Origin of the sequence: Enterobacter sp. ECC-249 (assembly GCF_043965265.1) — a bacterium.
Taxonomy (GTDB): domain Bacteria; phylum Pseudomonadota; class Gammaproteobacteria; order Enterobacterales; family Enterobacteriaceae; genus Enterobacter; species Enterobacter quasiroggenkampii.
Genome location: NZ_CP143660.1, coordinates 1,510,705 through 1,534,862, shown reverse-complemented (window position 1 = coordinate 1,534,862; position 24,158 = coordinate 1,510,705). Strand labels below are relative to the sequence as shown.

At 56.1% G+C, this 24,158-nt stretch carries 26 protein-coding genes; 12 read left to right on the top strand and 14 right to left on the bottom strand.

Features of this window, described 5'->3' with window-relative positions:
- Positions 1-8 precede the first annotated feature (8 nt).
- Positions 9-896, top strand: a complete 888-nt coding sequence (gene cyoE / locus V1587_RS07330; RefSeq protein WP_013095848.1) for a heme o synthase — start codon at positions 9-11, stop codon at positions 894-896.
- A gap of 149 nt (positions 897-1,045) precedes the next feature.
- Positions 1,046-2,407: an MFS transporter gene (locus V1587_RS07325; protein WP_371898755.1), complete on the top strand. Its 1,362-nt coding sequence runs from the start codon at positions 1,046-1,048 to the stop codon at positions 2,405-2,407.
- Positions 2,408-2,438: 31 nt separating this feature from the next.
- On the opposite strand, the gene V1587_RS07320 is transcribed toward V1587_RS07325, so the two are convergent.
- Positions 2,439-2,930 (bottom strand): YajQ family cyclic di-GMP-binding protein, encoded by a 492-nt coding sequence (locus V1587_RS07320; protein WP_395314548.1) that lies wholly within the window; start codon positions 2,928-2,930, stop codon positions 2,439-2,441.
- A gap of 121 nt (positions 2,931-3,051) precedes the next feature.
- Here V1587_RS07320 and panE point away from each other — a divergent pair, with 121 nt between their 5' ends.
- Positions 3,052-3,963 carry a 2-dehydropantoate 2-reductase gene (gene panE / locus V1587_RS07315; protein ID WP_371898754.1) on the top strand — a complete coding sequence of 304 codons (912 nt, stop codon included), beginning with the start codon at positions 3,052-3,054 and terminating at the stop codon, positions 3,961-3,963.
- Positions 3,926-4,519: a protein deglycase YajL gene (yajL, locus tag V1587_RS07310; protein WP_371898753.1), complete on the top strand. Its 594-nt coding sequence runs from the start codon at positions 3,926-3,928 to the stop codon at positions 4,517-4,519. Before panE ends, yajL begins: the two co-directional genes overlap by 38 nt.
- A 94-nt stretch (positions 4,520-4,613) precedes the next feature.
- Here the strand turns inward: yajL and thiI are convergent, their stop codons facing one another.
- Entirely contained in the window at positions 4,614-6,062 is a 1,449-nt protein-coding gene (gene thiI / locus V1587_RS07305) for a tRNA uracil 4-sulfurtransferase ThiI (RefSeq protein ID WP_371898752.1), read from the bottom strand.
- 191 nt (positions 6,063-6,253) lie between these two features.
- Here thiI and xseB point away from each other — a divergent pair, with 191 nt between their 5' ends.
- The 4 genes from xseB (at position 6,254) to V1587_RS07285 (ending at position 10,322) form a co-directional block, all read left to right on the top strand.
- Positions 6,254-6,496 (top strand): exodeoxyribonuclease VII small subunit, encoded by a 243-nt coding sequence (gene xseB, locus V1587_RS07300; RefSeq protein ID WP_045909783.1) that lies wholly within the window; start codon positions 6,254-6,256, stop codon positions 6,494-6,496.
- Complete coding sequence (gene ispA, locus V1587_RS07295; RefSeq protein ID WP_045909784.1) at positions 6,497-7,396, top strand: (2E,6E)-farnesyl diphosphate synthase; 900 nt, start codon at positions 6,497-6,499, stop codon at positions 7,394-7,396.
- A gap of 24 nt (positions 7,397-7,420) precedes the next feature.
- Positions 7,421-9,283, top strand: a complete 1,863-nt coding sequence (gene dxs / locus V1587_RS07290; RefSeq protein WP_371898751.1) for a 1-deoxy-D-xylulose-5-phosphate synthase — start codon at positions 7,421-7,423, stop codon at positions 9,281-9,283.
- A 64-nt stretch (positions 9,284-9,347) separates the two neighbouring features.
- Entirely contained in the window at positions 9,348-10,322 is a 975-nt protein-coding gene (locus V1587_RS07285; RefSeq protein WP_371898750.1) for an aldo/keto reductase, read from the top strand.
- A gap of 61 nt (positions 10,323-10,383) precedes the next feature.
- Here the strand turns inward: V1587_RS07285 and thiL are convergent, their stop codons facing one another.
- The 5 genes from thiL to nrdR form a co-directional block, all read right to left on the bottom strand.
- Positions 10,384-11,355, bottom strand: coding sequence for a thiamine-phosphate kinase (gene thiL, locus V1587_RS07280; protein ID WP_371898749.1), 972 nt, complete (start codon positions 11,353-11,355; stop codon positions 10,384-10,386).
- 77 nt (positions 11,356-11,432) lie between these two features.
- A complete protein-coding gene (gene nusB / locus V1587_RS07275) occupies positions 11,433-11,852 on the bottom strand; it encodes a transcription antitermination factor NusB (protein WP_006809908.1) in 420 nt (139 codons plus the stop codon).
- A 20-nt stretch (positions 11,853-11,872) separates the two neighbouring features.
- Positions 11,873-12,343 (bottom strand): 6,7-dimethyl-8-ribityllumazine synthase, encoded by a 471-nt coding sequence (gene ribE, locus V1587_RS07270; protein WP_006176874.1) that lies wholly within the window; start codon positions 12,341-12,343, stop codon positions 11,873-11,875.
- 87 nt (positions 12,344-12,430) lie between these two features.
- On the bottom strand, positions 12,431-13,534 hold the full coding sequence (gene ribD / locus V1587_RS07265; protein ID WP_395314547.1) for a bifunctional diaminohydroxyphosphoribosylaminopyrimidine deaminase/5-amino-6-(5-phosphoribosylamino)uracil reductase RibD: 1,104 nt from the start codon (positions 13,532-13,534) through the stop codon (positions 12,431-12,433).
- Between the two features lie 4 nt (positions 13,535-13,538).
- The gene (gene nrdR / locus V1587_RS07260) at positions 13,539-13,988 is read right to left on the bottom strand and encodes a transcriptional regulator NrdR (RefSeq protein WP_008503337.1); all 450 of its coding nucleotides are present in this window, start codon (positions 13,986-13,988) and stop codon (positions 13,539-13,541) included.
- Between the two features lie 152 nt (positions 13,989-14,140).
- Here nrdR and V1587_RS07255 point away from each other — a divergent pair, with 152 nt between their 5' ends.
- Together V1587_RS07255 and V1587_RS07250 are read left to right on the top strand one after the other, a co-directional pair.
- Positions 14,141-14,680 (top strand): DUF3251 domain-containing protein, encoded by a 540-nt coding sequence (locus V1587_RS07255; RefSeq protein ID WP_371898747.1) that lies wholly within the window; start codon positions 14,141-14,143, stop codon positions 14,678-14,680.
- A 267-nt stretch (positions 14,681-14,947) separates the two neighbouring features.
- Entirely contained in the window at positions 14,948-15,832 is an 885-nt protein-coding gene (locus V1587_RS07250) for a nucleoside-specific channel-forming protein Tsx (protein ID WP_025756198.1), read from the top strand.
- Positions 15,833-15,942: 110 nt separating this feature from the next.
- Here V1587_RS07250 and V1587_RS07245 read toward each other — a convergent pair whose 3' ends face one another.
- The 7 genes from V1587_RS07245 to queA form a co-directional block, all read right to left on the bottom strand.
- Complete coding sequence (locus V1587_RS07245) at positions 15,943-16,623, bottom strand: YafY family protein (RefSeq protein WP_047061231.1); 681 nt, start codon at positions 16,621-16,623, stop codon at positions 15,943-15,945.
- Positions 16,624-16,637: 14 nt separating this feature from the next.
- A complete protein-coding gene (locus V1587_RS07240) occupies positions 16,638-17,003 on the bottom strand; it encodes a VOC family protein (RefSeq protein ID WP_008503341.1) in 366 nt (121 codons plus the stop codon).
- Between the two features lie 129 nt (positions 17,004-17,132).
- The gene (gene secF, locus V1587_RS07235; protein WP_008503342.1) at positions 17,133-18,104 is read right to left on the bottom strand and encodes a protein translocase subunit SecF; all 972 of its coding nucleotides are present in this window, start codon (positions 18,102-18,104) and stop codon (positions 17,133-17,135) included.
- Between the two features lie 10 nt (positions 18,105-18,114).
- Positions 18,115-19,962, bottom strand: a complete 1,848-nt coding sequence (gene secD, locus V1587_RS07230) for a protein translocase subunit SecD (protein WP_371898746.1) — start codon at positions 19,960-19,962, stop codon at positions 18,115-18,117.
- A 27-nt stretch (positions 19,963-19,989) separates the two neighbouring features.
- Positions 19,990-20,322, bottom strand: coding sequence for a preprotein translocase subunit YajC (yajC, locus tag V1587_RS07225; RefSeq protein ID WP_003859109.1), 333 nt, complete (start codon positions 20,320-20,322; stop codon positions 19,990-19,992).
- 21 nt (positions 20,323-20,343) lie between these two features.
- The gene (gene tgt / locus V1587_RS07220; protein ID WP_371898745.1) at positions 20,344-21,471 is read right to left on the bottom strand and encodes a tRNA guanosine(34) transglycosylase Tgt; all 1,128 of its coding nucleotides are present in this window, start codon (positions 21,469-21,471) and stop codon (positions 20,344-20,346) included.
- A 53-nt stretch (positions 21,472-21,524) separates the two neighbouring features.
- Positions 21,525-22,595: a tRNA preQ1(34) S-adenosylmethionine ribosyltransferase-isomerase QueA gene (gene queA, locus V1587_RS07215; RefSeq protein ID WP_148769542.1), complete on the bottom strand. Its 1,071-nt coding sequence runs from the start codon at positions 22,593-22,595 to the stop codon at positions 21,525-21,527.
- Positions 22,596-22,687: 92 nt separating this feature from the next.
- Here queA and acpH point away from each other — a divergent pair, with 92 nt between their 5' ends.
- The gene (acpH, locus tag V1587_RS07210; protein ID WP_371898744.1) at positions 22,688-23,269 is read left to right on the top strand and encodes an ACP phosphodiesterase; all 582 of its coding nucleotides are present in this window, start codon (positions 22,688-22,690) and stop codon (positions 23,267-23,269) included.
- A gap of 251 nt (positions 23,270-23,520) precedes the next feature.
- A complete protein-coding gene (locus V1587_RS07205) occupies positions 23,521-24,123 on the top strand; it encodes a peroxiredoxin (protein WP_008503347.1) in 603 nt (200 codons plus the stop codon).
- Positions 24,124-24,158 lie beyond the last annotated feature (35 nt).

Genomic DNA, 24,158 nt, shown 5'->3' with positions numbered 1-24,158 from the left:
CGGCGAGTATGTTTAAGCAATACCTGCAAGTAACGAAACCAGGCATCATCTTTGGCAACCTGATCTCCGTGATCGGAGGGTTCCTGCTGGCCTCCAAAGGCAGCATTGATTACACCCTCTTTATCTACACGCTGGTCGGTGTGTCACTGGTTGTTGCGTCCGGTTGTGTATTTAACAACTACATCGACATGGATATCGACAAGAAGATGGAAAGGACCAAAAATCGGGTGCTGGTGAAAGGCCTGATCGCCCCTTCCGTCTCGCTGGTGTACGCCACCTTGCTGGGTATTGCTGGCTTTATGCTGCTGTGGTTTGGTGCTAACCCGCTGGCCTGCTGGCTGGGGGTGATGGGGTTCGTGGTGTATGTGGGCGTCTACAGCCTGTATATGAAACGCCACTCCGTCTACGGCACGCTGATTGGTTCTCTCTCCGGCGCTGCGCCGCCGGTGATTGGCTACTGCGCGGTCACGAACGAGTTCGACAGCGGTGCGCTGATCCTGCTGGCTATCTTTAGCCTGTGGCAGATGCCGCACTCCTATGCCATCGCGATTTTCCGCTTCAAGGATTATCAGGCAGCGAACATCCCGGTTCTGCCGGTCGTGAAAGGAATTTCGGTTGCCAAGAACCACATCACGCTGTACATCATCGCCTTTGCCGTGGCAACGCTGATGCTCTCTCTGGGTGGTTACGCTGGATACAAATATCTGGCGGTAGCGGCTGCGGTGAGCGTCTGGTGGCTCGGCATGGCGCTGCGCGGTTACAAAGTGGAAGATGACAAAGTCTGGGCGCGCAAACTGTTTGTGTTCTCGATTGTGGCCATCACCTCGCTGTCCGTAATGATGTCCGTAGACTTCATGGTGCCAGATTCACACAACCTGTTGACTTACGTCTGGTAAGCCACTACAGGTGAATAAAGGGGTGCTTCGGCACCCTTTTTTATTCATCGAATCTATTAATAACGCATGTAATATTTGTTAAATAACCCTTTATTTACCCCGCCCCTTCCCCGCACTACACTATGGCCTGCTTTTGAACTGAGGTGGTAATGAACGATTATAAAATGACGCCAGGCGAGCTTCGCGCGACCTGGGGCTTAGGGACTGTCTTCTCGCTACGGATGCTTGGCATGTTTATGGTCCTGCCTGTTCTGACCACGTACGGTATGGCGCTGCAGGGGGCCAGCGAGGCGCTGATTGGACTCGCCATTGGCATTTATGGTCTGGCGCAGGCGGTATTCCAGATCCCCTTTGGCCTGCTCTCTGACCGGGTGGGCCGCAAGCCACTGATCGTCGGCGGGCTGCTGGTCTTTGTGCTCGGAAGCATCATTGCCGCCCTCTCCCACTCCATCTGGGGGATTATTCTCGGCCGTGCCCTGCAGGGCTCCGGCGCGATTGCCGCCGCGGTGATGGCGCTGCTGTCAGACTTAACACGCGAGCAAAACCGCACCAAAGCGATGGCGTTTATTGGCGTGAGCTTTGGCGTTACCTTTGCGATTGCGATGGTGCTGGGCCCCATCATTACCCACACGCTGGGTCTGCACGCCCTGTTCTGGATGATTGCCGTACTGGCGACCATCGGTATTGCCTTAACCCTGTGGGTGGTTCCGGACAGCAAAAACCACGTCCTCAACCGTGAGTCGGGGATGGTCAAAGGCTGCTTCAGCAAAGTAATTGTTGAGCCGCGCCTGTTGAAGCTGAATTTTGGCATTATGTGTCTGCACATCCTGCTGATGTCGACCTTTGTCGCCCTGCCCGGCCAGCTTGCCGCGGCCGGTTTCCCGGCGGCAGAGCACTGGAAAATCTATCTGGTCACGATGCTGATTTCGTTTGTCTCCGTCGTGCCGTTCATCATCTACGCCGAAGTGAAGCGCAAAATGAAGCGCGTCTTCGTGGGCTGCGTGGCGATCCTGCTGATTGCCGAGATCGTGCTCTGGGGGGCCGGTCCGCACTTCTGGGAGCTGATTGCCGGCGTGCAGCTGTTCTTCCTGGCCTTTAACCTGATGGAAGCCCTGCTGCCGTCGCTGATCAGCAAAGAGTCTCCCGCCGGTTATAAAGGCACGGCAATGGGCATTTACTCCACCAGCCAGTTTCTCGGCGTGGCGATCGGCGGCTCGCTTGGCGGCTGGGTGGACGGCCTGTTTGATTCACAAACCGTGTTTCTCGCGGGGGCGCTGCTGGCGACAGTCTGGCTACTGGTCGCCGGCACCATGAAGGAGCCGCGCTACGTGAGCAGCCTGCGCGTAGAAATTCCGGATGATGTGGAGATTAGCGATGCGCTGAAACAGCGTCTGGAAGAAAAAGAAGGGGTTACAGAGGTGCTGATTGTCCCCGAAGAGCGCAGCGCTTACGTCAAAATTGACAGCAAGGTGACCAACCGCTTCGAGGTCGAGCAGGCGCTCAAGGCGTAAAAAAAAGCCCGGTTAAACCGGGCTTTTTATATTAATCGCGGAAGTTTTTAAACTGGAACGGCTGTCCCAGATCGCCGCCGCGCACCAGCGCCATCACGGACTGGAGGTCGTCGCGGGACTTACCGGTGACGCGAATCTCTTCGCCCTGGATCTGCGCCTGCACCTTCAGCTTGCTGTCTTTGATGAGCTTCACAATCTTCTTCTGCACCGCGCTCTCGATGCCCTGCTTCAGTTTGGCTTCCACAAACCAGTTCTTACCGCTGTGCACAAACTCTTCCGGCACATCCAGAGACGTCCCTTCGATGCCGCGCTTTAACAGCTTGGCGCGCAGAATGTCGAGCAGCTGATTTACCTGGAAATCAGACTCGCTCAGCACCTTAATGATCTTATTTGCGTCGTTCAGCTCAAACGACGCCTCAACGCCACGAAAATCGAAACGTGACTCAACTTCGCGGGTTGCGTTCTCAACGCCGTTGCGAACTTCCTGGATATCAACTTCGGAAACAATATCGAAAGATGGCATCTTTTCTTCTCCCTTCACTTTTGTTGCGTTGCATAATACCCGCTACGAGGCATAACTCAACAGAAGCTTAGCTGTATAATTAAGCTGTAACACCTGGCGCAGTTGCAGGTGAGGAGGAACAATGAAAATTACAGTGCTCGGATGTGGAGCCCTTGGTCAGCTATGGCTGACCGCGCTGTGCAAGCACGGACATGAGGTTCAGGGCTGGCTGCGCGTGCCCCAGCCCTATTGCAGTGTAAACCTGATTGGCGAAGACGGAAGCATCTTTAACGAATCCCTCACCGCGAACGATCCTGATTTCCTGGCGCAAAGCGACCTTTTACTGGTGACGCTCAAAGCGTGGCAGGTTTCAGACGCGGTCAAGATGCTGGCCGCCCAGCTCCCCCCCACTTCGCCCATCCTGCTGCTGCATAACGGCATGGGAACCCTTGACGAGCTGAAAAGCGTTCCGCAGCCTCTGCTGATGGCGACGACCACGCACGCTGCACGTCGCGACGGCAACATCATCGTGCATGTCGCCAGCGGCGTAACGCACATCGGCCCGGCCAGAACACAGGATGGCGACTACAGCTATCTGGCCGATGTGCTTCAAAAGGTGCTGCCGGACGTGGCCTGGCATAACCACATCCGTCCTCAACTCTGGCGCAAGCTGGCCGTAAACTGCGTGATCAATCCGCTGACGGCCCTGTGGAATTGCCCGAACGGAGAGCTGAAAAATCATCCGCAGGACGTTGCGCTGTTGTGTGCGGAAGTCGCGGCGGTCGTTGAGCGGGAAGGCCTGCATACCTCGGCAGATGATTTACGCTGCTACGTCGAGCAGGTCATTGAGAGTACGGCAGAAAACATCTCCTCGATGCTGCAGGATGTTCGGGCATTACGCCACACGGAGATCGACTACATCACCGGCTATCTGCTAAAACGCGCCCGCGCGCACGGCATCGCGGTGCCGGAAAACGCCCGTCTGTATGACCTGGTTAAACGTAAGGAGAGTGAATATGAGCGCGTCAGCCCTGATCTGCCTCGCCCCTGGTAGCGAAGAGATGGAAGCGGTCACCACCATTGATTTGATGGTGCGCGGCGGCATTAAGGTCACCACCGCCAGCGTCGCCAGCGACGGCAATCTGGAAATCACCTGTTCACGCGGGGTGAAAATCCTCGCGGATGCCCCCCTTGTTCAGGTGGCTGATGGAGATTACGACATCATCGTACTGCCCGGCGGCTTAAAAGGCGCGGAATGTTTTCGCGACAGCCCGCTGCTGGTCGAGACCGTGCGTCAGTTTCATTTATCCGGCCGTATCGTCGCGGCTATCTGTGCCGCCGCCGGAACGGTTCTGATTCCGCACGACATTTTCCCGATAGGCAATATGACCGGCTTCCCGGGGCTTAAGGATACGATCCCGGAAGAGCACTGGGTGGATAAACGCGTCGTCTGGGATCCGCGCGTCAACCTGCTGACCAGCCAGGGGCCCGGCACCGCGATTGATTTTGGCTTAAAGATTATTGATCTGCTGATCGGACGCGAGAAAGCGTACGAAGTGGCATCGTCGCTGGTGATGCCGGCGGGGATTTATAATTACTATGAAGAGTAGTGCATAAAAAAAGCCGGGTGGCGGCTACGCCTTACCCGGCCTACAAATGCACGGTACCGTAGGCCCGGTAAGCGAAGCGCCACCGGGCGAGAAACTACGGGCGATACACCTTCACATTTGCAAAGCCCTGCTCGCGCAGATACAGCGCCTGCAGGCGGCTCATCACCCCGCGCTCACACCACAGCAGATACGTTTTGCTCTGGTCGAGGTCGCCAAACTTCGTGCTCAGCTTGTAGAACGGCAGAGAAACCACTTCGACGCCGTCAACCTGCAGCGGCTTGTCATCCTGCTCGTCAATGGAGCGGATATCCAGAATCGCATCGTTAGCGCCGAAACCGCTCACGGTTTCAACTTCAACGACTTCCTGCTCGGTCTGATGGGCAATCTCGCGGATATCAATGTTGGACGCTTCCGCCACCACTTTTTCCAGAATGCTGAAATCGAAGTTCTCTTCTTCCGCTTCGATCTTCGCCTTCACCGCTTTCACCGTTGGGCTTTTTGAGATCACGCCGCAGTATTCCGGCATGGTGCGGGCAAAATCTTCGGTGCCGATTTCGCGAGCCAGATCGATGATGTGCTCTTTATCGTGGGAAATGAGCGGACGCAGGATCAGCGTATCAGACACGTTGTCGATCAGGCGCAGGTTGGTCAGCGTCTGGCTGGAGACCTGGCCCAGCGCTTCGCCGGTGACCAGCGCCTGCACGCCGTAGCGTTCAGCCACTTTGGACGCGGCACGCACCATCATGCGCTTCAGGATGACGCCCATCTGGCCGTCGTCCACTTTCTCCAGAATCTCGCCGACCACAGGTTCGAAATTAATTGCCACGAAACGCACGCGGTGGGAGCTGCCGAAGCGGTTCCACAGGTAATGCGCCACCTGACGAACGCCGATCTCGTGCGCCGCGCCGCCCAGGTTGAAGAAGCAGTAGTGCACGCGGCAGCCGCGACGCATCAGCATATAGCTGGAGACGCCGGAGTCGAAGCCGCCGGAGATCAGGGACAATACGTCTTCCTGGGTACCGATCGGGAAACCGCCGATGCCTTCATAGCGGCCTTTCACCAGCAGCAGGCGATCGTTTTCGATCTCCAGGTTCACGGTCACGTCCGGGTTGGTCAGGCGCACGCGAGCAGACTCGACGTGCTGGTTCAGACCGCCGCCGACGTAACGTTCCACTTCAATGGAGCTGAATTCGTGCTTGCCGCGACGCTTCACGCGCACGCAGAAGGTTTTACCTTCGATCTGGTCGCGGTACTGGACCAGCGCTTTCTCGAAAATGTCGTGCATATCGCTGAACGGAACATCTTCCACTTCGAGAATATGGTGGATCCCCGGAATACGGGTCAGCGCGTCGCGAATATCCTGACGTTTGTTTTCGTCTTTGGCGCGGACCTCAACGTGGTCCCAGTGGCGCACCACGGCGAGGGTTTCGTCGTAGTGCTTTAATACGTTACGAATGTTCCCGGTGAGAATTTTAATAAAGCGCAAACGCACAGATTGGCTTTTGATGGTGATTTCAGGGAACAATTTAATGATAAACTTCATGGCGGCAATGTTTCTTAGGCAAGCGTATTAAGGCTTGTAATGGAAAAGAGTACAGCAGCCCACACCCGTGGCTGCATCCAGGCGCGCAAGTATACCACCATCGCGCTGCTCCTGTGCACATTGCGCGTTATTTGCTTATCCGCCCGAGTCCGTTACCATGTCGGGGCGAAGAATATAAGAGTCAATTCACTATGCCGAAGAAGAACGACGCACCGGCCAGTTTTGAAACTGCGCTGAGTGAACTGGAGCAAATTGTTACCCGCCTCGAGAGCGGCGATCTCCCGCTGGAAGAGGCACTCAACGAATTCGAGCGCGGCGTGCAGCTGGCGCGCCAGGGGCAGGTCAAGCTGCAGCAGGCCGAGCAGCGCGTGCAGATCCTGCTTTCCGATAGCGAAGAGGCGAAAACCACGCCTTTCACACCGGACGCCGAGTAAATGGATTTTGCCAACGAGCTTCAGGCGCGTGTCGTACGCGCCAACGACGCCCTGCGCCGTTTTATTGCGCCACAGCCTTTTCAGAACACTCCACTGGTTGAAGCCATGCACTATGGCGCACTCTTGGGTGGAAAGCGCCTGCGCCCGTTCCTGGTGTACGCCACAGGCAATATGTTTGGCATCAGCGATAACACGCTGGACGCCCCGGCAGCCGCCGTTGAGTGCATCCATGCCTACTCGCTGATCCACGACGATCTCCCGGCCATGGACGACGACGACTTGCGTCGGGGTCAACCGACCTGCCATATCAAGTTTGGCGAGGCGAATGCCATTCTGGCGGGTGATGCCCTGCAGACGCTGGCGTTCTCGATTCTGAGCGATGCGCCAATGGCGGAAGTGGCTGACCGTGACCGTCTGGCAATGATTTCCGAACTTGCAATGGCCAGCGGCGTGGCCGGCATGTGCGGCGGACAGGCGCTGGATCTTGAAGCGGAAGGACGTCAGGTTAATCTGGAACAGCTGGAGCGTATTCATCGCCATAAAACCGGGGCATTGATTCGTTCAGCCGTTCGTCTTGGCGCGCTGAGCGCGGGCGAACAAGGGCGCAAAGCCCTGCCGATTCTGGACAGATACGCAGAAAGTATCGGTCTGGCATTCCAGGTTCAGGATGACATTCTGGATGTGGTGGGCGATACTGCAACATTGGGTAAACGTCAGGGTGCGGACCAGCAGCTTGGCAAAAGTACCTACCCCGCCCTGCTGGGTCTTGAGCAAGCCCAACGTAAAGCCCGGGATCTGATTGACGATGCCCGCCAGTCGCTGAATCAGCTGGCCGCGCAATCGCTGGATACCTCGGCACTGGAAGCGCTAGCGGACTATATAATCCAGCGTGATAAATAAACTATATATCTCGATGAGCCTTTGATGAGTTTTGATATTGCCAAATACCCGACACTGGCGTTAGTTGACTCCACCCAGGAGTTACGTCTGTTGCCGAAAGAGAGCCTGCCGAAGCTGTGCGACGAGCTGCGTCGCTACCTGCTCGACAGCGTAAGCCGCTCCAGCGGCCATTTCGCCTCCGGGCTTGGCACGGTAGAGCTGACCGTGGCGCTGCACTACGTCTATAACACGCCGTTCGATCAGCTTATCTGGGACGTGGGACACCAGGCGTATCCGCACAAAATTCTGACTGGACGTCGCGATAAAATTGGCACCATTCGTCAGAAAGGCGGCCTGCACCCATTCCCGTGGCGCGGTGAGAGCGAATATGACGTGCTGAGCGTCGGCCACTCCTCCACCTCCATTTCTGCGGGCATCGGTATTGCCGTTGCCGCCGAAAAAGAGAACAAGCAGCGCCGCACCGTCTGCGTGATTGGCGACGGCGCTATCACTGCCGGTATGGCCTTTGAGGCCATGAACCACGCGGGCGACATCAAGCCTGACATGCTGGTTGTTCTTAACGATAACGAAATGTCGATTTCCGAAAACGTCGGCGCTCTAAACAACCATCTGGCGCAGCTGCTCTCCGGCAAGCTTTACTCCTCGCTGCGTGAAGGCGGCAAGAAAGTCTTCTCTGGCGTACCGCCGATTAAAGAGCTGCTCAAGCGCACCGAAGAGCACATCAAAGGCATGGTCGTGCCGGGCACCCTGTTTGAAGAGCTGGGCTTTAACTATATTGGCCCGGTGGACGGCCACGACGTGCTGGGCCTGGTGACCACGCTCAAGAACATGCGCGACCTGAAAGGCCCGCAGTTCCTGCACATCATGACCAAAAAAGGGCGTGGCTACGAACCGGCGGAAAAAGATCCGATCACCTTCCACGCGGTGCCGAAATTCGACCCGTCCAGCGGCTGTCTGCCAAAAAGCAGCGGCGGCATGCCGAGCTATTCCAAAATCTTCGGCGACTGGCTGTGCGAAACCGCCGCGAAAGATAACAAGCTGATGGCGATCACCCCGGCCATGCGCGAAGGCTCCGGCATGGTGGAGTTCTCCAGAAAATACCCTGACCAGTATTTTGACGTTGCCATAGCCGAGCAGCATGCGGTGACGTTTGCAGCGGGCCTGGCCATTGGCGGCTACAAGCCGGTTGTCGCTATCTATTCCACCTTCCTGCAGCGCGCCTACGATCAGGTGATCCACGACGTGGCGATTCAGAAGCTGCCGGTACTGTTTGCTATCGATCGTGCGGGCATCGTCGGTGCCGACGGTCAGACGCACCAGGGCGCGTTTGACCTGTCATTCCTGCGCTGTATTCCGGATATGGTCGTCATGACGCCAAGCGACGAAAATGAATGTCGTCAGATGCTGTTTACCGGCTACCACTATCAGGATGGTCCAAGCGCGGTTCGCTACCCGCGCGGCAATGCGGTAGGCGTTGAGCTCCAGCCGCTGGAAAAACTGCCGATCGGTAAAGGTCTGGTGAAGCGTCGCGGTGAAAAAGTGGCGATCCTGAACTTCGGCACGCTGATGCCAGAGGCGGCGAAAGCGGCTGAAGCGCTGAATGCCACCCTGGTGGACATGCGCTTTGTGAAGCCGCTCGACGAATCCCTGATCCTGAGCATGGCTGAGACGCATGACGTGCTGGTCACGCTGGAAGAAAACGCCATCATGGGCGGCGCGGGCAGCGGCGTTAACGAGGTGCTGATGGCAAATCGTAAAGCCGTGCCGGTGCTGAATCTCGGCCTGCCGGATCATTTCATTCCTCAGGGTACCCAGGATGAAGCCCGTGCGGCTATTGGCCTGGACGCCGCTGGTATAGAAGCCAAAATCCGCGCCTGGCTGGACTGATCCCTCCCCCCTTTTCCGCTCCTGCTATGCTTAAACGTATTGTTTAAACAGCAGGAGCGGAACCGTGCATTACACAACATTAGGAAAAACGGACCTTAAGGTTTCCCGACTTTGTCTGGGATGCATGACCTTTGGCGAACCCGATCGGGGAAACCACGCGTGGACGCTGCCGGAAGAGAGCAGCCGTCCGATAATCAAACGCGCCATTGAGGGCGGCATTAACTTCTTTGACACCGCCAACAGCTACTCCGACGGCAGCAGCGAGGAGATTGTTGGTCGCGCCCTACGCGATTTTGCCCGTCGTGATGACGTTGTCGTCGCCACCAAGGTCTATTATCCGGTAGGCGACCTGGCTGAGGGCCTTTCTCGCGCGCAGATCCTGCGCTCAATTGATGACAGCCTCAGACGCCTGAACATGGATTACGTCGACCTGCTGCAAATTCACCGCTGGGATTACAACACGCCAGTCGAGGAGACGCTTGAAGCGCTGAATGACGTGGTCAAAGCCGGTAAAGCACGCTACATCGGCGCGTCGTCTATGCACGCGTCGCAATTTGCTCAGGCGCTGGATCTCCAGGTGCAGCACGGCTGGGCGCGCTTCGTCACCATGCAGGATCACTACAACTTGATCTATCGTGAAGAAGAGCGCGAGATGTTGCCGCTGTGCCATCAGGAGGGCGTGGCAGTGATCCCGTGGAGCCCGCTCGCGCGCGGCCGCCTGACCCGTCCGTGGGGAGAAACCACGGCTCGCCTGGTATCGGATGAAGTTGGAAAAAATCTTTATAGCGGAACGGAAGCCAGCGATGCATTGATTGCCGAACGCTTAGCCGGAATTGCCGACGATACCGGCGCAACCCGCGCCCAGGTAGCACTGGCGTGGCTGCTGGGCAAGCGCGGCGTTGCGGCACCGATTATTGGAACGTCGCGGGAAGAACAGCTGGATGAGCTGCTGAATGCGGTGGATATCACGCTGACGCCGGAGCAGGTTGCCGAGCTGGAGACGCCGTATCAGCAGCATCCGGTGGTAGGATTTAAATAAGCCCATCTTTTGTAGGCCGGGTAAGGCGGAGCCGCCACCCGGCAATACAGAGCGCACAACATCACGCGAAGTGATCGTACCCTTTCCAGTCCAGCGTAACCGGCGCACCGTCTTTCACAAACTTCAGCCCTTCACTCTCCGGCATGATCTGACCGATGCAGGTAAATTTCGCGCCGAGATGCGCTAACGCCACGTCCAGCGTTCCACGGTTGAGCTCAGGCACCGTGAAGCACAGTTCGTAGTCTTCCCCACCGGACAGCGCCCAGCGCAGCGCCTGCTCAGGTTCGACATGGCGAAGCAGTTGCTCAGACAGAGGGAAGAGATCCAGGTCAACGCGCGCGCCTACGCCGCTGGCCTTCAGGATATGCCCGAGGTCCGAGATCAGCCCGTCAGAGAGATCGATAGCCGAGCTGGCCCGCTCGCGCAGCGCCTGACCGTGCAGAATACGCGGCGTCGGGCGCAGATGGCGTTTCACCAGATACGCCGCATCGTCGGCATCCTTCACGGTTAAGCGTTCCTGGAGGATCGCCAGCCCTGCGGCGCTGTCGCCCGGCGTACCGGTCACGTAAATCCAGTCACCGGGTTTTGCGCCTGAGCGCTTCAGCGCGCGGCCAAGCGGCACATAGCCGTGAATCGCCAGCGTCATCGACAGCGGCCCGGCGGTGGTATCACCGCCAATCAGCTGCATATCGTAGTAGCTAAGCTGCTCAAACAGCGCATCGCTAAAGGCTTCCAGCCAGGCTTCATCCACCTCTGGCAGGGTCAAAGCCAGCGTCAGCCAGGCAGGGTCGGCCCCCATCGCCGCCAGGTCGCTGACGTTAACCGCCAGCGCCTTATAAGCCAGATCGGCAGGATCGATATCCGGTAAGAAATGACGACCGCACACCAGAGTGTCGGTGCTGATTGCCAGCGTCTGTTTTTCGGGAATATTGAGAAGTGCACAGTCATCGCCAATGCCGGTTTCAACATCCAGACGAGAGGTTCTGACACGGTCGAAATAACGGGCAATCAGGGAGAATTCGCCGCATGCCATACGTTATGCCTCAGCAAATAAAAGAAAAAACCGGAGCCGCACTGCCCGTCAGGCAATGCAGGACTCCGGTTTGCGGATCACTTTTTGTGGGGACGGATCGCAGGTGCTGCTTTATCAAGTACGCCGTTTACAAACTTGTGGCTATCTTCAGCGCCGAAGGTTTTCGCCAGCTCGATCGCTTCGTTGATGGCCACTTTATACGGCACATCATCACGTTTAGACAGCTCAAACAGCGCGATACGCAACACTGCTTTTTCCACCTGGCCCAGCTCTTCGAGCAGACGGGACAGGTATGGCTTCATCAGGCCATCGAGATACGCGCTATTAGTCGCCACTCCCGACAGCAGTTCGCGGAAGTACAGAACGTCAACGTCTTTTACGTCCTGTTCTGACAGGAACTGGTATTCGACATCAGCGATGTCGTTCTGGGACAACTGCCAGGAGTAAAGTGCCTGGACGGCACATTCACGGGCGCGGCGACGAGCAGCAGGTTTCACGGAATTCCCCTTACAAAAAATCAGGCCTTGATGGCTTTCAATACATTGATCATTTCAAGCGCGGTCAGTGCAGCTTCTGCACCTTTGTTACCGGCTTTGGTGCCAGCACGTTCGATGGCTTGTTCAATACTTTCGGTAGTCAGCACGCCGAACGCGACAGGAATTTCAGCATCCTGCGCAACGTGTGCCAGACCGTTGCTTGCACCGCCCGCAACGTATTCGAAGTGCGCAGTGCCGCCACGAATAACGGTACCCAGCGCAATCACCGCGTCGTATTTACCGGTTTTCGCCAGCGCGCCTGCCGCCAGTGGCAGTTCGTAAGCGCCTGGAACCCAAACAACGGTAATGTTGTCATCTTTAACCTGGCCGATACGTTTCAGGGCGTCAATCGCACCTTCCAGCAGGCTGTCGTTGATGAAGTTGTTGAAACGCGCAATGGTGATGGCGACGCGAGCGTCCGGGGTAGCTACAGCAGCTTCAATAATGTTCATACTCTTCCTTTACGGGTTCATTTGGCCCCGCAGGGGGGCGGATTTTATCATAATACTTTGCGCACTGCTTCCCTATTTCGGGAGCAATTACGCTGTCGTTAAGTGGAGGCAGACATCCGGACCTACCGGACGAATCTCGCTAAATTTGAGTTGTGGTGCATCGGCCAGTTTTTCAAGGCCGGGCAGCACAAACAGACCGCGCGCGTCGTGACCTACCAGTTTAGGCGCAACGTAAACAAGCAGCTCATCCACCAGTCCGGCCTGTAAGAGCGCACCGGCGAGCGTTGGCCCCGCTTCGACCCAGATGCTGTTCACCTGCTGCTTGCCGAGCAGCATCATCAGCACTACCAGATCCAGATGGCCGTTATGCTCCGGCACCATTATGCTGCGCACGCCTTCCGGCCATTCGCGCGTATCTTCTCTGGTGCGGGCAATCCAGGTCTCACCCGGCTGCTGGACGATGCGGTGCTCCGGCGTCACGCGGTTCTGGCTATCAATGACAATACGCAGCGGCTGACGCAGGTTCTCCTGCGGGTACATCGCCTGAGTATCGGCATTCAGCTCGTCCCAGCGCACGGTCATGGCCGGATCGTCAGCCAGAACGGTTTCACTGCTGGTGAGGATAGCATGGCTTTGCGCGCGCAGACGTTGCACATCGCGCCTTGCCTGTGGCGACGTGATCCACTGACTCTCGCCGTTTGCCATCGCAGTACGACCGTCCAGCGAGGCGCCCAGCTTAAGCTGGATATAGGGGAACCCCGTGCGCATGCGCTTCAGAAAGCCTTTGTTGATCGCTTCCGCATCCTGCATCATCAGGCCGTGGCTGACGTCAATGCCTTCCTGCTGCAGGCGATACAGACCGCGTCCGGCCACCTGCGGGTTCGGGTCCTGCATCGATGCGACCACGCGTGAAACGCCTGCCGCGATCAGCGCTTCGCAGCACGGCGGCGTACGCCCGTGATGGCTGCAGGGTTCCAGCGTGACGTAGGCTGTGGCACCGCGCGCCTTCTCACCGGCCATGCGCAGAGCATGAACCTCGGCATGCGGCTCGCCGGCGCGATAGTGAAAACCCTCCCCCACGATCTCGCCATCTTTAACGATAACGCACCCAACGTTCGGGTTGGGATGGGTAGTAAAACGACCGCGCTGCGCCAGCTTCATGGCTCGCGCCATGTAAATCTCATCCTGCATGAGCTTAATCCTGTAAGCGGGCGATCTCTTCGCCAAACTCTTTGATGTCTTCGAAGCTGCGGTAGACCGAGGCGAAGCGGATATAGGCGACCTTATCGAGCTTTTTCAGCTGCTCCATCACCAGATTGCCGATCATTTTGCTCGGCACCTCACGCTCACCCAAACCACGAAGATAAGATTTTATGTGGTTTAACGCCATCTCCACGTCGTCTGCGCTGACGGGACGTTTTTCCAGAGCCTTCAGCATCCCGCTGCGCAGTTTCTCTTCGTTAAACGGCTCGCGCACGTCGTTGCTTTTTACCACGCGCGGCATTACCAGCTCTGCAACCTCAAAGGTCGTGAAACGCTCGTTGCACACCAGACACTGCCGACGACGGCGTACGGATGACCCTTCGCCCACAAGACGAGAGTCGATGACTTTGGTATCCACAGCGGAGCAGAATGGGCAATGCATACGGTATCCCTGTTATGTGGTTAACTAATTTTCATTTTACCCTGATCTGGCCTGACAACAAAGGAAGAGCTTTTTGAGACAAAGGATCTATGTCTGACGCGATGATGCTGGCTACCATTAAGGCGATCCGTTATTTCAAGGAAATAAACGCAATGACAAGACGTTACCTGAAAATTTTGCTGGTGGGGAGCCTCTTCACCCTTAGCGCCTGTGCACAGCAAAACGAAGTCCGCCAGATGAAACAGAGCGTGAATACGCTGAACACGGCGATGGACAAACTGAACAAAGAAACGGTGAAGATCACCCAGCAAAACGCGCTGAATGCCAAATCCAGCAGCGGGGTTTATCTGCTGCCGGGGGCGAATACCCCTGCGCGTCTCAATAGTCAGATCGGCACGCTAAAAATGTCTCTGGTGAATGTGGCGGCGAATGCAGATGGTACTCGCGCAACATTGCGCATTCAGGGCGAGTCCAACGATCCGTTGCCAGCCTTCAGCGGTACAGTCGAATGGGGGCAGATCCAGGGCACTACTGAGAGCTACCAGGAGGTGAATGTTAACAGTCAGCTGTTCACCGCACCGGCCAGCGTGCTGGCTCCAGGCGACGTTGACATCCCGCTGCAGCTTAACGGACTCACTCCCGATCGGTTAGGTTTTATCCGCATTCACGATATCCAACCCGCCGCGCAGTAACCCCTCTTCTGGCGGAGTGCAATGTCACTCCGCTAACATTTACATTTCGTATGGATTGGCAACATAAATGATTGCCGCTACAATCCCGCCCGTTTAAAGTACGCAAACGTGAACGCAATCGATTACGCGTGTGAGAGATATGTGAAACAACACATATTTTTGTGAGCAGGGATTCCTATAATAGGCACCGCAGAAACACGAAATATTTAGAAACGCAATTCGCGCATTTTTCACTCCCGGAAGGGAATTTCAATCAGTGGCATGATTATGAAAAAAACATTACTCGCAGCTGGCGCCGTGCTGGCACTTTCTTCCTCTTTCACTGTTAACGCAGCGGAAAACGATAAACCTCAATACCTCTCCGACTGGTGGCACCAGAGCGTTAACGTGGTCGGCAGCTACCACACCCGTTTCGGACCACAGATCCGCAACGATACCTACCTGGAATACGAAGCGTTCGCCAAGAAAGACTGGTTTGATTTCTATGGCTATATGGATGCACCGGTCTTCTTTGGTGGTAACACCGACGCGAAAGGTATCTGGAACCACGGTTCCCCACTGTTCATGGAAATTGAACCACGCTTCTCTATTGATAAACTGACCGGTACCAGCCTGGCGTTTGGTCCGTTCAAAGAGTGGTACTTCGCAAACAACTACATCTACGACATGGGCCGCAACAAGTCCGGTCGCCAGAGCACCTGGTACATGGGTCTGGGGACGGACATCGATACCGGCCTGCCAATGAGCCTGTCTCTGAACGTGTATGCTAAGTACCAGTGGCAAAACTACGGTGCCGCGAACGAAAACGAGTGGGATGGCTACCGTTTCAAAGTTAAATACTTTGTGCCAATTACCCAGCTGTGGGGCGGCAACCTGAGCTATATCGGCTTCACCAACTTTGACTGGGGTTCAGATCTGGGCGACAACGACTTCCGCGACCTGAACGGTAAGAAAGCGCGCACCAACGACTCCATCGCCTCCAGCCACATCCTGGCGCTGAACTACGATCACTGGCACTACTCTGTAGTTGCGCGTTACTGGCACAACGGTGGTCAGTGGAACGACGACGCGAGCCTGAACTTCGGCAACGGCGACTTCAGCGTCCGTTCTACCGGTTGGGGTGGCTACCTGGTTGTAGGTTATAACTTCTAACCTTGTGGTTGGTGCCGGGTGGCGGCTACGCCTTACCCGGCCTACAAAAACTGTAGGCCCGTGCAAGCGCAGCGCCGCCGGGCAAAAAAGCCAGCTCAAGAGCTGGCTTTTTATTGCTTAACCTTCCGCAAAAAATCCGCCAAAGACCTGTCCGCACTCTCACTAAACCGCCTCTCCGTCTGGACAATATTGAGGCACCGGTCGAGCCTGAAACAGCGATAGTCATCGCGCCTTTCGCACCACGCCGCCAGCAGCCAGCGCTCCCCCCAGAAGAACAAACCCAGCGGCTGAACCTCGCGCTTTGAGAGCTGTCCGGCTTCATCGCGGTAATGCAGCGCCAGCACGCGCTGGGCGGAAATCGCCTGATGAATCATGTCAAAATCACTGCGGGAGTGGCTTTGCATGCAAAAGTCCGGGGCGTAGATCCGCGTCTGCTCCGCCTTTCGACGACTCTCCTCGGGCAGGATAGCCAGCACCTTTTCCTGCGCCGACTCCAGCTCGCGCGACAGCGATTCCCCTCCCCAGGTTTTGAGCAGGCGAATCGCGACGATCAGCGCCTCTGACTCCTTATTTGTCAGCATCAGCGGCGGCAGGTCAAAACCCGACATCAGTCGATATCCGCTCCCCGCCTCACCTTCCACCGGTACGCCGGAAAGCGACAGGTCACGGATATCGCGATAGACCGTGCGCTCGGACACGCCCAGCCGGTCCGCCAGATGCGCTGCCGTTGTCAGACGCCTGCCCCGCAGGATCTGCACAATCTGAAACAAACGGTCAGCGCGTCGGGTCATATCTTAGGCCGCTCTCAGGCAGGTTGATGGAGGCCGACGCGGTTACCTTCGCTGTCGGTAAACAATGCGATAGTGCCAATGCCATGCGGCAGTTCCAGTGGGCCAAAAACGCATTCGCCGCCCGCAGAGGCGATGCGATCGAGCGTGGCCGCCAGATTGTCAGTATGCAGGTAAATAATAGCGCCCTGCAAAGACGGTGTAACGCCGTCAAATTTTGCCAGCGCCCCGCCGGTAGCCGGATCCTCATGCGGGAAAACCGCCAGCTCCGCACAGTCCATTTTCTCGCGACGCAGCGCGAGCTGCATCACCGGCTCATAAAATTTGATGGCGCGATCCATATCCGAGACCGGAATTTCAAACCAGTTAATGACGCTTTTCATACATCCTCCTGCCTGTTGTTTGGGTTCAGAAGGAGTCTACGACAGGGCTCCTGACAGCATACTGTCAGGAGCAGATAAAAAAAATCCCGGTCAACCGACCGGGATTTCGATAACGCGCTAAAAGTCGCCTTACGGCAGAATGGACGGCTGATCCGCCCCTTCTTTCTCAACTTTCTGCTGGAGCAGGTGCTCGCGCTTCATGCCGAGTTTCAGTGCCAGTGCGGACGCGACGTAGATAGACGACGCCGTACCGATGGTGACACCGATCAGCATTGTCAGCGAGAAGCCTTCCAGTACCGGACCACCGAAGAGGAACAGCATCAGGATCACCATCAAAGTGGTACCGGAGGTGATCAAGGTACGGTGCAGCGTCTGGGTCAACGACACGTTAAAGATTTCGTACGGCGTACCGCGACGGATCTTACGGAAGTTTTCACGAATACGGTCAGATACCACGATACTGTCGTTCAGTGAGTAACCGATAACGGACATCAGGGATGCCACGATCGTCAGGTCAATCTCAATGTGGAACAGCGACAGTATGCCCATGGTGATCACCACGTCGTGCGCCAGGGCGATAACCACACCGGCCGCCAGTCGCCACTCAAAGCGGAAACCGACGTACACCAGGATGGAGATCAGCGCCACCAACAGCGCCATGGCACCGGTCTGCGCCAGGTCAGCACCCACGCTTGGGCCGACGAACTCAATACGCTTAACAGCCGCGTTCTGGCTGGTTGTTTCGTTAATCACGCTAACAACCTTACTGCCCAGCTCCTGGCTGCCGTTGGCATCGTGCACCGGCGGCATACGCACCATGATGTCACGGCTGCTGCCGAAGTTCTGCAGCAGCGGCTCTTCAAAGCCCGCTTTCTGCAGCGATTCGCGCATCTGGTCCATATCAACCGGTTTTTCCAGGGAGATCTCGATGACCGTACCACCGGTAAAATCGAGCCCCCAGTTAAAGCCTTTCACGCCCATAATGACGATGGACAGAATCAGCAGGAAACCTGAAATGCCGAAGGCCCAGTAGTCCCAGCGCATAAAGTCCCAGACTTTACGGCCGTGGTTCAATTGTTCAACAGTATATTCCTGTGCCACAACGCACTCCTCAGATAGACAGCTTTTTGACGCGCTTGCCGCCGTACAGCAGGTTCACGATGGCACGGGTGCCGACAATAGCGGTAAACATTGACGTTGCGACACCGATACCGGTTGTAATCGCAAAGCCTTTGATAGCGCCAGTACCCACTGCATACAGGATAAGAACCTTAATCAGTGTTGTTACGTTCGCATCGAAGATGGAGCTGAACGCGCCTTTATAGCCTTCGTCAATCGCCTGCTGGACAGAGCGACCGTTACTCAACTCTTCTTTGATACGTTCGTTAATCAGTACGTTGGCGTCGACCGCCACCGCAAGGGTCAGAACGATACCCGCAATCCCCGGCATGGTCAGCGTCGCCCCCGGCAGCAGGGACATAATGCCGATAATCAGCACCAGGTTGGCGATCAGCGCGGAGGTCGCAATCAGACCAAACTTCTTATAGAAGAAGATCATGAAGAGGATAGAGACCACCAGACCGGCCAGACACGCTTCCAGGCCCTGCTGAATGTTTTGCATACCCAGCGTTGGACCAATGGTACGTTCTTCAACAATCTGAATTGGCGCAATCAGCGCACCGGCACGCAGCAGCAAGGAGAGCTGACGCGCTTCGTTCGGGTTGTTGATACCGGTAATACGGAAGCTGTTACCCAGACGAGACTGGATGTTGGCGATGTTAATCACCTCTTCCTCTTTCACCAGCACCGCACGACCGTTTGCATCTTTCTTACCGCTGTCTTTGTACTCCACGAACAGGGTTGCCATCGGCTTGCCGATGTTGTCCTTGGTGAAGTTAGACATGATGTTACCACCCGCGCTATCCAGCGAGATGTTAACCTGCGGCTGGTTGTATTCGTCCTGGCTCGACGTGGAGTCGGTGATGTGATCACCGGTCAGAATCACGCGTTTGTACAGCACAACTGGCTGACCTTCGCGGGTCTGTTTCACTTCGGAGTCACCCGGAATACGCCCTGCTGCGGCAGCGGACTGATCGACGTTGGAGTTCACCAGACGGAATTCCAGGGTTGCGGTCGCACCCAGAATCTCTTTCGCACGCGCAGTGTCCTGGATACCCGGCAGTTCAACCACGATACGGTCAGCACCCTGACGCTGTACCAGCGGCTCAGCCACGCCCAGTTGGTTTACACGGTTACGCAGAATGTTGATGTTCTGCTGAACGGCATATTCACGCGCTTCTTTAAGGCGCGCATCGGTCATCACCGCGCGCAGCTGGTTGCTGCCCTGCGAGGAGATCACCAGGTCACGGTGACGTTGGGTCAGGTAATCTACAGCCTGATCGCGCGCCGCACTGTCGCGGAACGTGATGCTCATGCCGTAGTTATCTTCTTTACGCACGGTGGTGTAAGCGATGCCTTTATCACGCAGATCGCTGCGCAGGCTGTCGATATTCTGTTCCTGCAGCTTGCCGAGCGCGGTATCCATATCCACTTCCATCAGGAAGTGAACGCCGCCACGCAGGTCAAGACCGAGTTTCATTGGCTCTGCTTTCATCGCAGCCAGCCAACGCGGGGTTGCAGGGGCAAGGTTAAGCGCCACGACGTATTTGTCACCCAGCACGCCCATCAGCGCTTCGCGAGCGCGGAGCTGCGTGTCGGTGGTGTCGAAGCGAGCAAGAATTGCACCCTCTTCCAGAGCCACAGACTTAGCGGTAATTTTTTCTTCTTGTAACGTTTTCTGGACCTGGATCAGCGTTTGCTCACTGGCGGCGACACCGCGCGCGCCAGTGATTTGAACAGCCGGATCCTCACCATACAGGTTGGGAAGCGCGTACAGCAGGCCGACGAGAATCACGACGACCAGCATGATGTACTTCCACAAAGGATAACGGTTTAACACGGCAGTTCCCTTTGGGAAAAGTTGGGATTACAGCGCCTTCATGGTGCCTTTCGGCAGAACGGCAGCTACGAAGTCACGTTTGATGACCACTTCAGTGGTGTCGTTCAGGGCGATAGCAATGTAGCCGTTTTCAGCCACTTTGGTTACGCGACCGACCAGACCACCGTTAGTCAGCACTTCATCGCCTTTCGCAATGGAGTTCATCAGGTTCTTGTGCTCTTTGGTGCGCTTCTGCTGTGGACGCAGGATCATGAAGTAGAAGATCAGACCGAACACAACCAGCATCAGAATCAGAGACATCGGGCTGCCCTGCGCTGGAGCACCTGTTGCCGCTACCGCATCAGAAATAAAAAAGCTCATTCAAATTCCCTCATTATAAAATTAATCAACGTTCAACGGTGGAACATCCCGCCCCTGACGTTGGTAAAAATCGGTCACGAAGCTCTCTAATTTACCCTCTTCGATAGCCTTACGTAAACCAGCCATTAAGCGCTGATAATAACGAAGATTATGAATGGTATTGAGACGCGCGCCCAAAATCTCGTTACAACGATCGAGATGATGCAGATACGCGCGAGAATAATTGCGACAGGTATAGCAATCGCACTCGGAATCGAGCGGGCTGGTGTCACTCTTATGCTTCGCGTTACGGATTTTCACCACGCCATCGGTAACGAACAAATGACCGTTACGCGCGTTGCGGGTTGGCATGACGCAGTCGAACATATCAATGCCGCGGCGTACGCCTTCAACCAGATCTTCTGGTTTACCCACGCCCATCAGGTATCGTGGTTTATCCGCCGGGATTTGCGGGCAAACATGCTCCAGAATGCGATGCATGTCTTCCTTCGGCTCACCCACAGCCAAACCGCCGACAGCGTAGCCATCAAAACCTATCTCTACCAGACCTTTAACAGAGATATCGCGTAAATCTTCGTAAACACTGCCCTGGATAATGCCGAACAGCGCATTTTTGTTATTCAGGGAGTCAAAACGGTCACGGCTACGCTTCGCCCAGCGCAGAGACATCTCCATGGAACGCTTAGCGTAATCCCAGTCGGCCGGGTACGGCGTACACTCGTCGAAGATCATCACGATGTCAGAGCCGAGATCGTACTGAATCTCCATCGATTTTTCTGGATCGAGGAAAATCGGATCGCCATTGATCGGGTTACGGAAGTGAACGCCCTGCTCGGTGATCTTGCGGATATCGCCCAGGCTGAAAACCTGGAAGCCGCCTGAGTCGGTCAGGATTGGACCTTTCCACTGCATGAAATCGTGCAGGTCGCCGTGGAGCTTCATGATCTCCTGACCCGGACGCAGCCACAGGTGGAAGGTGTTGCCGAGGATAATCTGCGCGCCGGTGGCTTCAACTTCTTCCGGCGTCATCCCTTTGACGGTGCCGTACGTGCCCACAGGCATAAACGCGGGGGTTTCCACCACGCCGCGATCAAACACCAGGCGACCGCGACGCGCGCGACCGTCGGTGGTATCGAGTTCAAATTTCATTTTTTCTCCGACGTCAGAAAAACAGTCCAACGTTGTAAAACGGTGCCGCGGACTTATTCCCCGACACGCTCATTCAAAGCCAGCGGATTGTACGTGATAAACATCGCGTCCCCGTAGCTAAAAAAGCGATATTTTTGTTCTACCGCAGACTTGTAAGCATTCATCGTATGCTGATAACCCGCGAATGCGGAAACCAGCATAATCAGCGTCGATTCAGGCAGATGGAAGTTGGTCACCAGCGCGTCAATCACTTTGTACTGGTAGCCCGGGTAGATAAAGATCTGCGTATCGCCAAAGAATGGCTCGATAAGACCGTTTTTCGCCGCCTGCGCGGCGCTCTCGAGTGAGCGTACCGATGTCGTACCGACAGCAACGACGCGGCTACCGCGCGCCTTCGCCGCCAGCACTGCGTCCACCACGTCCTGAGGCACTTCGGCATACTCAGAGTGCATGATGTGATCTTCAATGCTGTCCACGCGCACCGGCTGGAAGGTTCCCGCGCCGACGTGCAGCGTCACGAACGCCATCTCAACGCCCTTCGCACGCAGTTTTTCCAGCAGCGGCTCATCAAAATGCAGGCCCGCGGTTGGCGCAGCGACGGCACCCGGCTTCTGGCTGTAGACGGTCTGATACAGCTCGCGGTCGGCCTCTTCGTCCGGACGCTCAATGTACGGCGGCAGCGGCATGTGGCCGATGGCGTTCAGGATATCGAGCACCGTACGCTCGTCGTTGAACTCCACCTCAAACAGCGCATCGTGGCGCGCGGTCATGGTCGCCTTGATGCTCTCATCATCGCCCAGCAGCAGTTCAGCGCCCGGCTTCGGCGCCTTAGAAGCACGAATATGTGCCAGAATACGTTTATCATCGAGCATACGTTCGACCAGCACTTCAATCTTGCCGCCGCTGGCTTTACGGCCGAACAGGCGCGCCGGGATCACGCGGGTATTGTTAAAGACCAGCAGATCGCCAGGGTTGAGCTTGTCGAGCAAATCGGTGAAAGTACCGTGCGTCAGCTCGCCCGTTGGCCCATCCAGTGACAGTAAGCGACAGCTGCTGCGCTCAGGCATGGGATAGTGAGCAATCAGGGATTCAGGTAGTTCAAAGGAGAAATCGGCGACGCGCATGACGTATACTCGTGACTTAAAAACAGGCGGCATAGTCTAGTGCTCACACCCTTTTGCTGCAACAACTAGCCGCCCCCGGACAAATAAAACGCATGAATTTTCTCGCTCACCTGCATCTCGCGCACCTCGCTGAAAGCTCCCTGTCCGGCAATTTGCTGGCCGATTTCGTACGCGGCAACCCCGCAGAGGACTATTCCCCTGAGGTCGTCGACGGGATTTTTATGCACCGCCGCATCGACGTGCTGACGGATAAGCTGCCGGAAGTGACGGAAGCCAAAGCGTGGTTCCGCCCTGAAACGCGCCGCGTTGCGCCAATCACGCTCGACGTCATGTGGGATCATTTCCTGTCGCGCCACTGGGAACAGCTGTCGCCGGAGATGCCCTTGCCGGCGTTTGTGCGCTATGCCCACCAGCAGGTGTCGATCATTCTGCCCGACTCTCCTCCGCGCTTTGTGAATCTCAATAACTATCTGTGGTCGGAACGCTGGCTGGAGCGCTATCGCGAGATGGACTTCATCCAGAACGTGCTGAACGGGATGGCGAGCCGTCGCCCGCGCCTGGATGCGCTGCGGGATTCATGGTATGACCTGGATGAACATTACGATGCGCTGGAAACGCGTTTCTGGCAGTTTTACCCGCGCATGATGGTACAGGCGAAAAACAAACAACTTTGAATACACGTCATCCTTCAAGCTGCCTCTGCGTTGGCTACGTCTGCTCACCCCGGTCACTTACTTAAGTAAGCTCCCGGGGATTCCCAGCCTTGCCGCCTTGATGCAACTTGAATGATTTTGTGTATAAAAATGACATTGATAGGTAAAAGCTGGCGGAACGATTGTCACCACCTCTTTGTCTTATCCATGAACACTCTCTATACTGGCTCGCGTTGCGTTCCAAATAACCTTAGTATCTACAGGAGAATCATATGGTTCTGGTAACTCGTCCGGCTCCGGATTTTACAGCTGCAGCAGTTCTGGGCAACGGTGAAATCGTTGAAAACTTCAACTTCAAACAGCACACCAACGGTAAAGCGACCGTTCTGTTCTTCTGGCCAATGGACTTCACTTTCGTTTGCCCGTCTGAGCTGATCGCATTCGACAAACGTTATGAAGAATTCCAGAAGCGTGGCGTGGAAGTTGTTGGCGTCTCCTTCGACTCTGAATTTGTACACAACGCATGGCGTAACACCCCTGTCGACAAAGGCGGCATCGGTGCGGTGAAATACGCAATGGTTGCGGACATCAAACGCGAAATCCAGCAGGCTTACGGTATCGAACATCCGGACGCTGGCGTTGCGCTGCGCGGTTCCTTCCTGATCGACGCGAACGGCATCGTTCGTCACCAGGTTGTGAACGATCTGCCGCTGGGTCGTAACATCGACGAAATGCTGCGTATGGTTGACGCGCTGCAGTTCCACGAAGAGCACGGCGAAGTGTGCCCGGCTCAGTGGGAAAAAGGTAAAGAAGGTATGGCTGCTTCTCCAGACGGCGTGGCTAAATACCTGTCTGAGAACGTATCCAGCCTGTAATCGGCACGGTTTACGAGAAAGGCCCGCTTATGCGG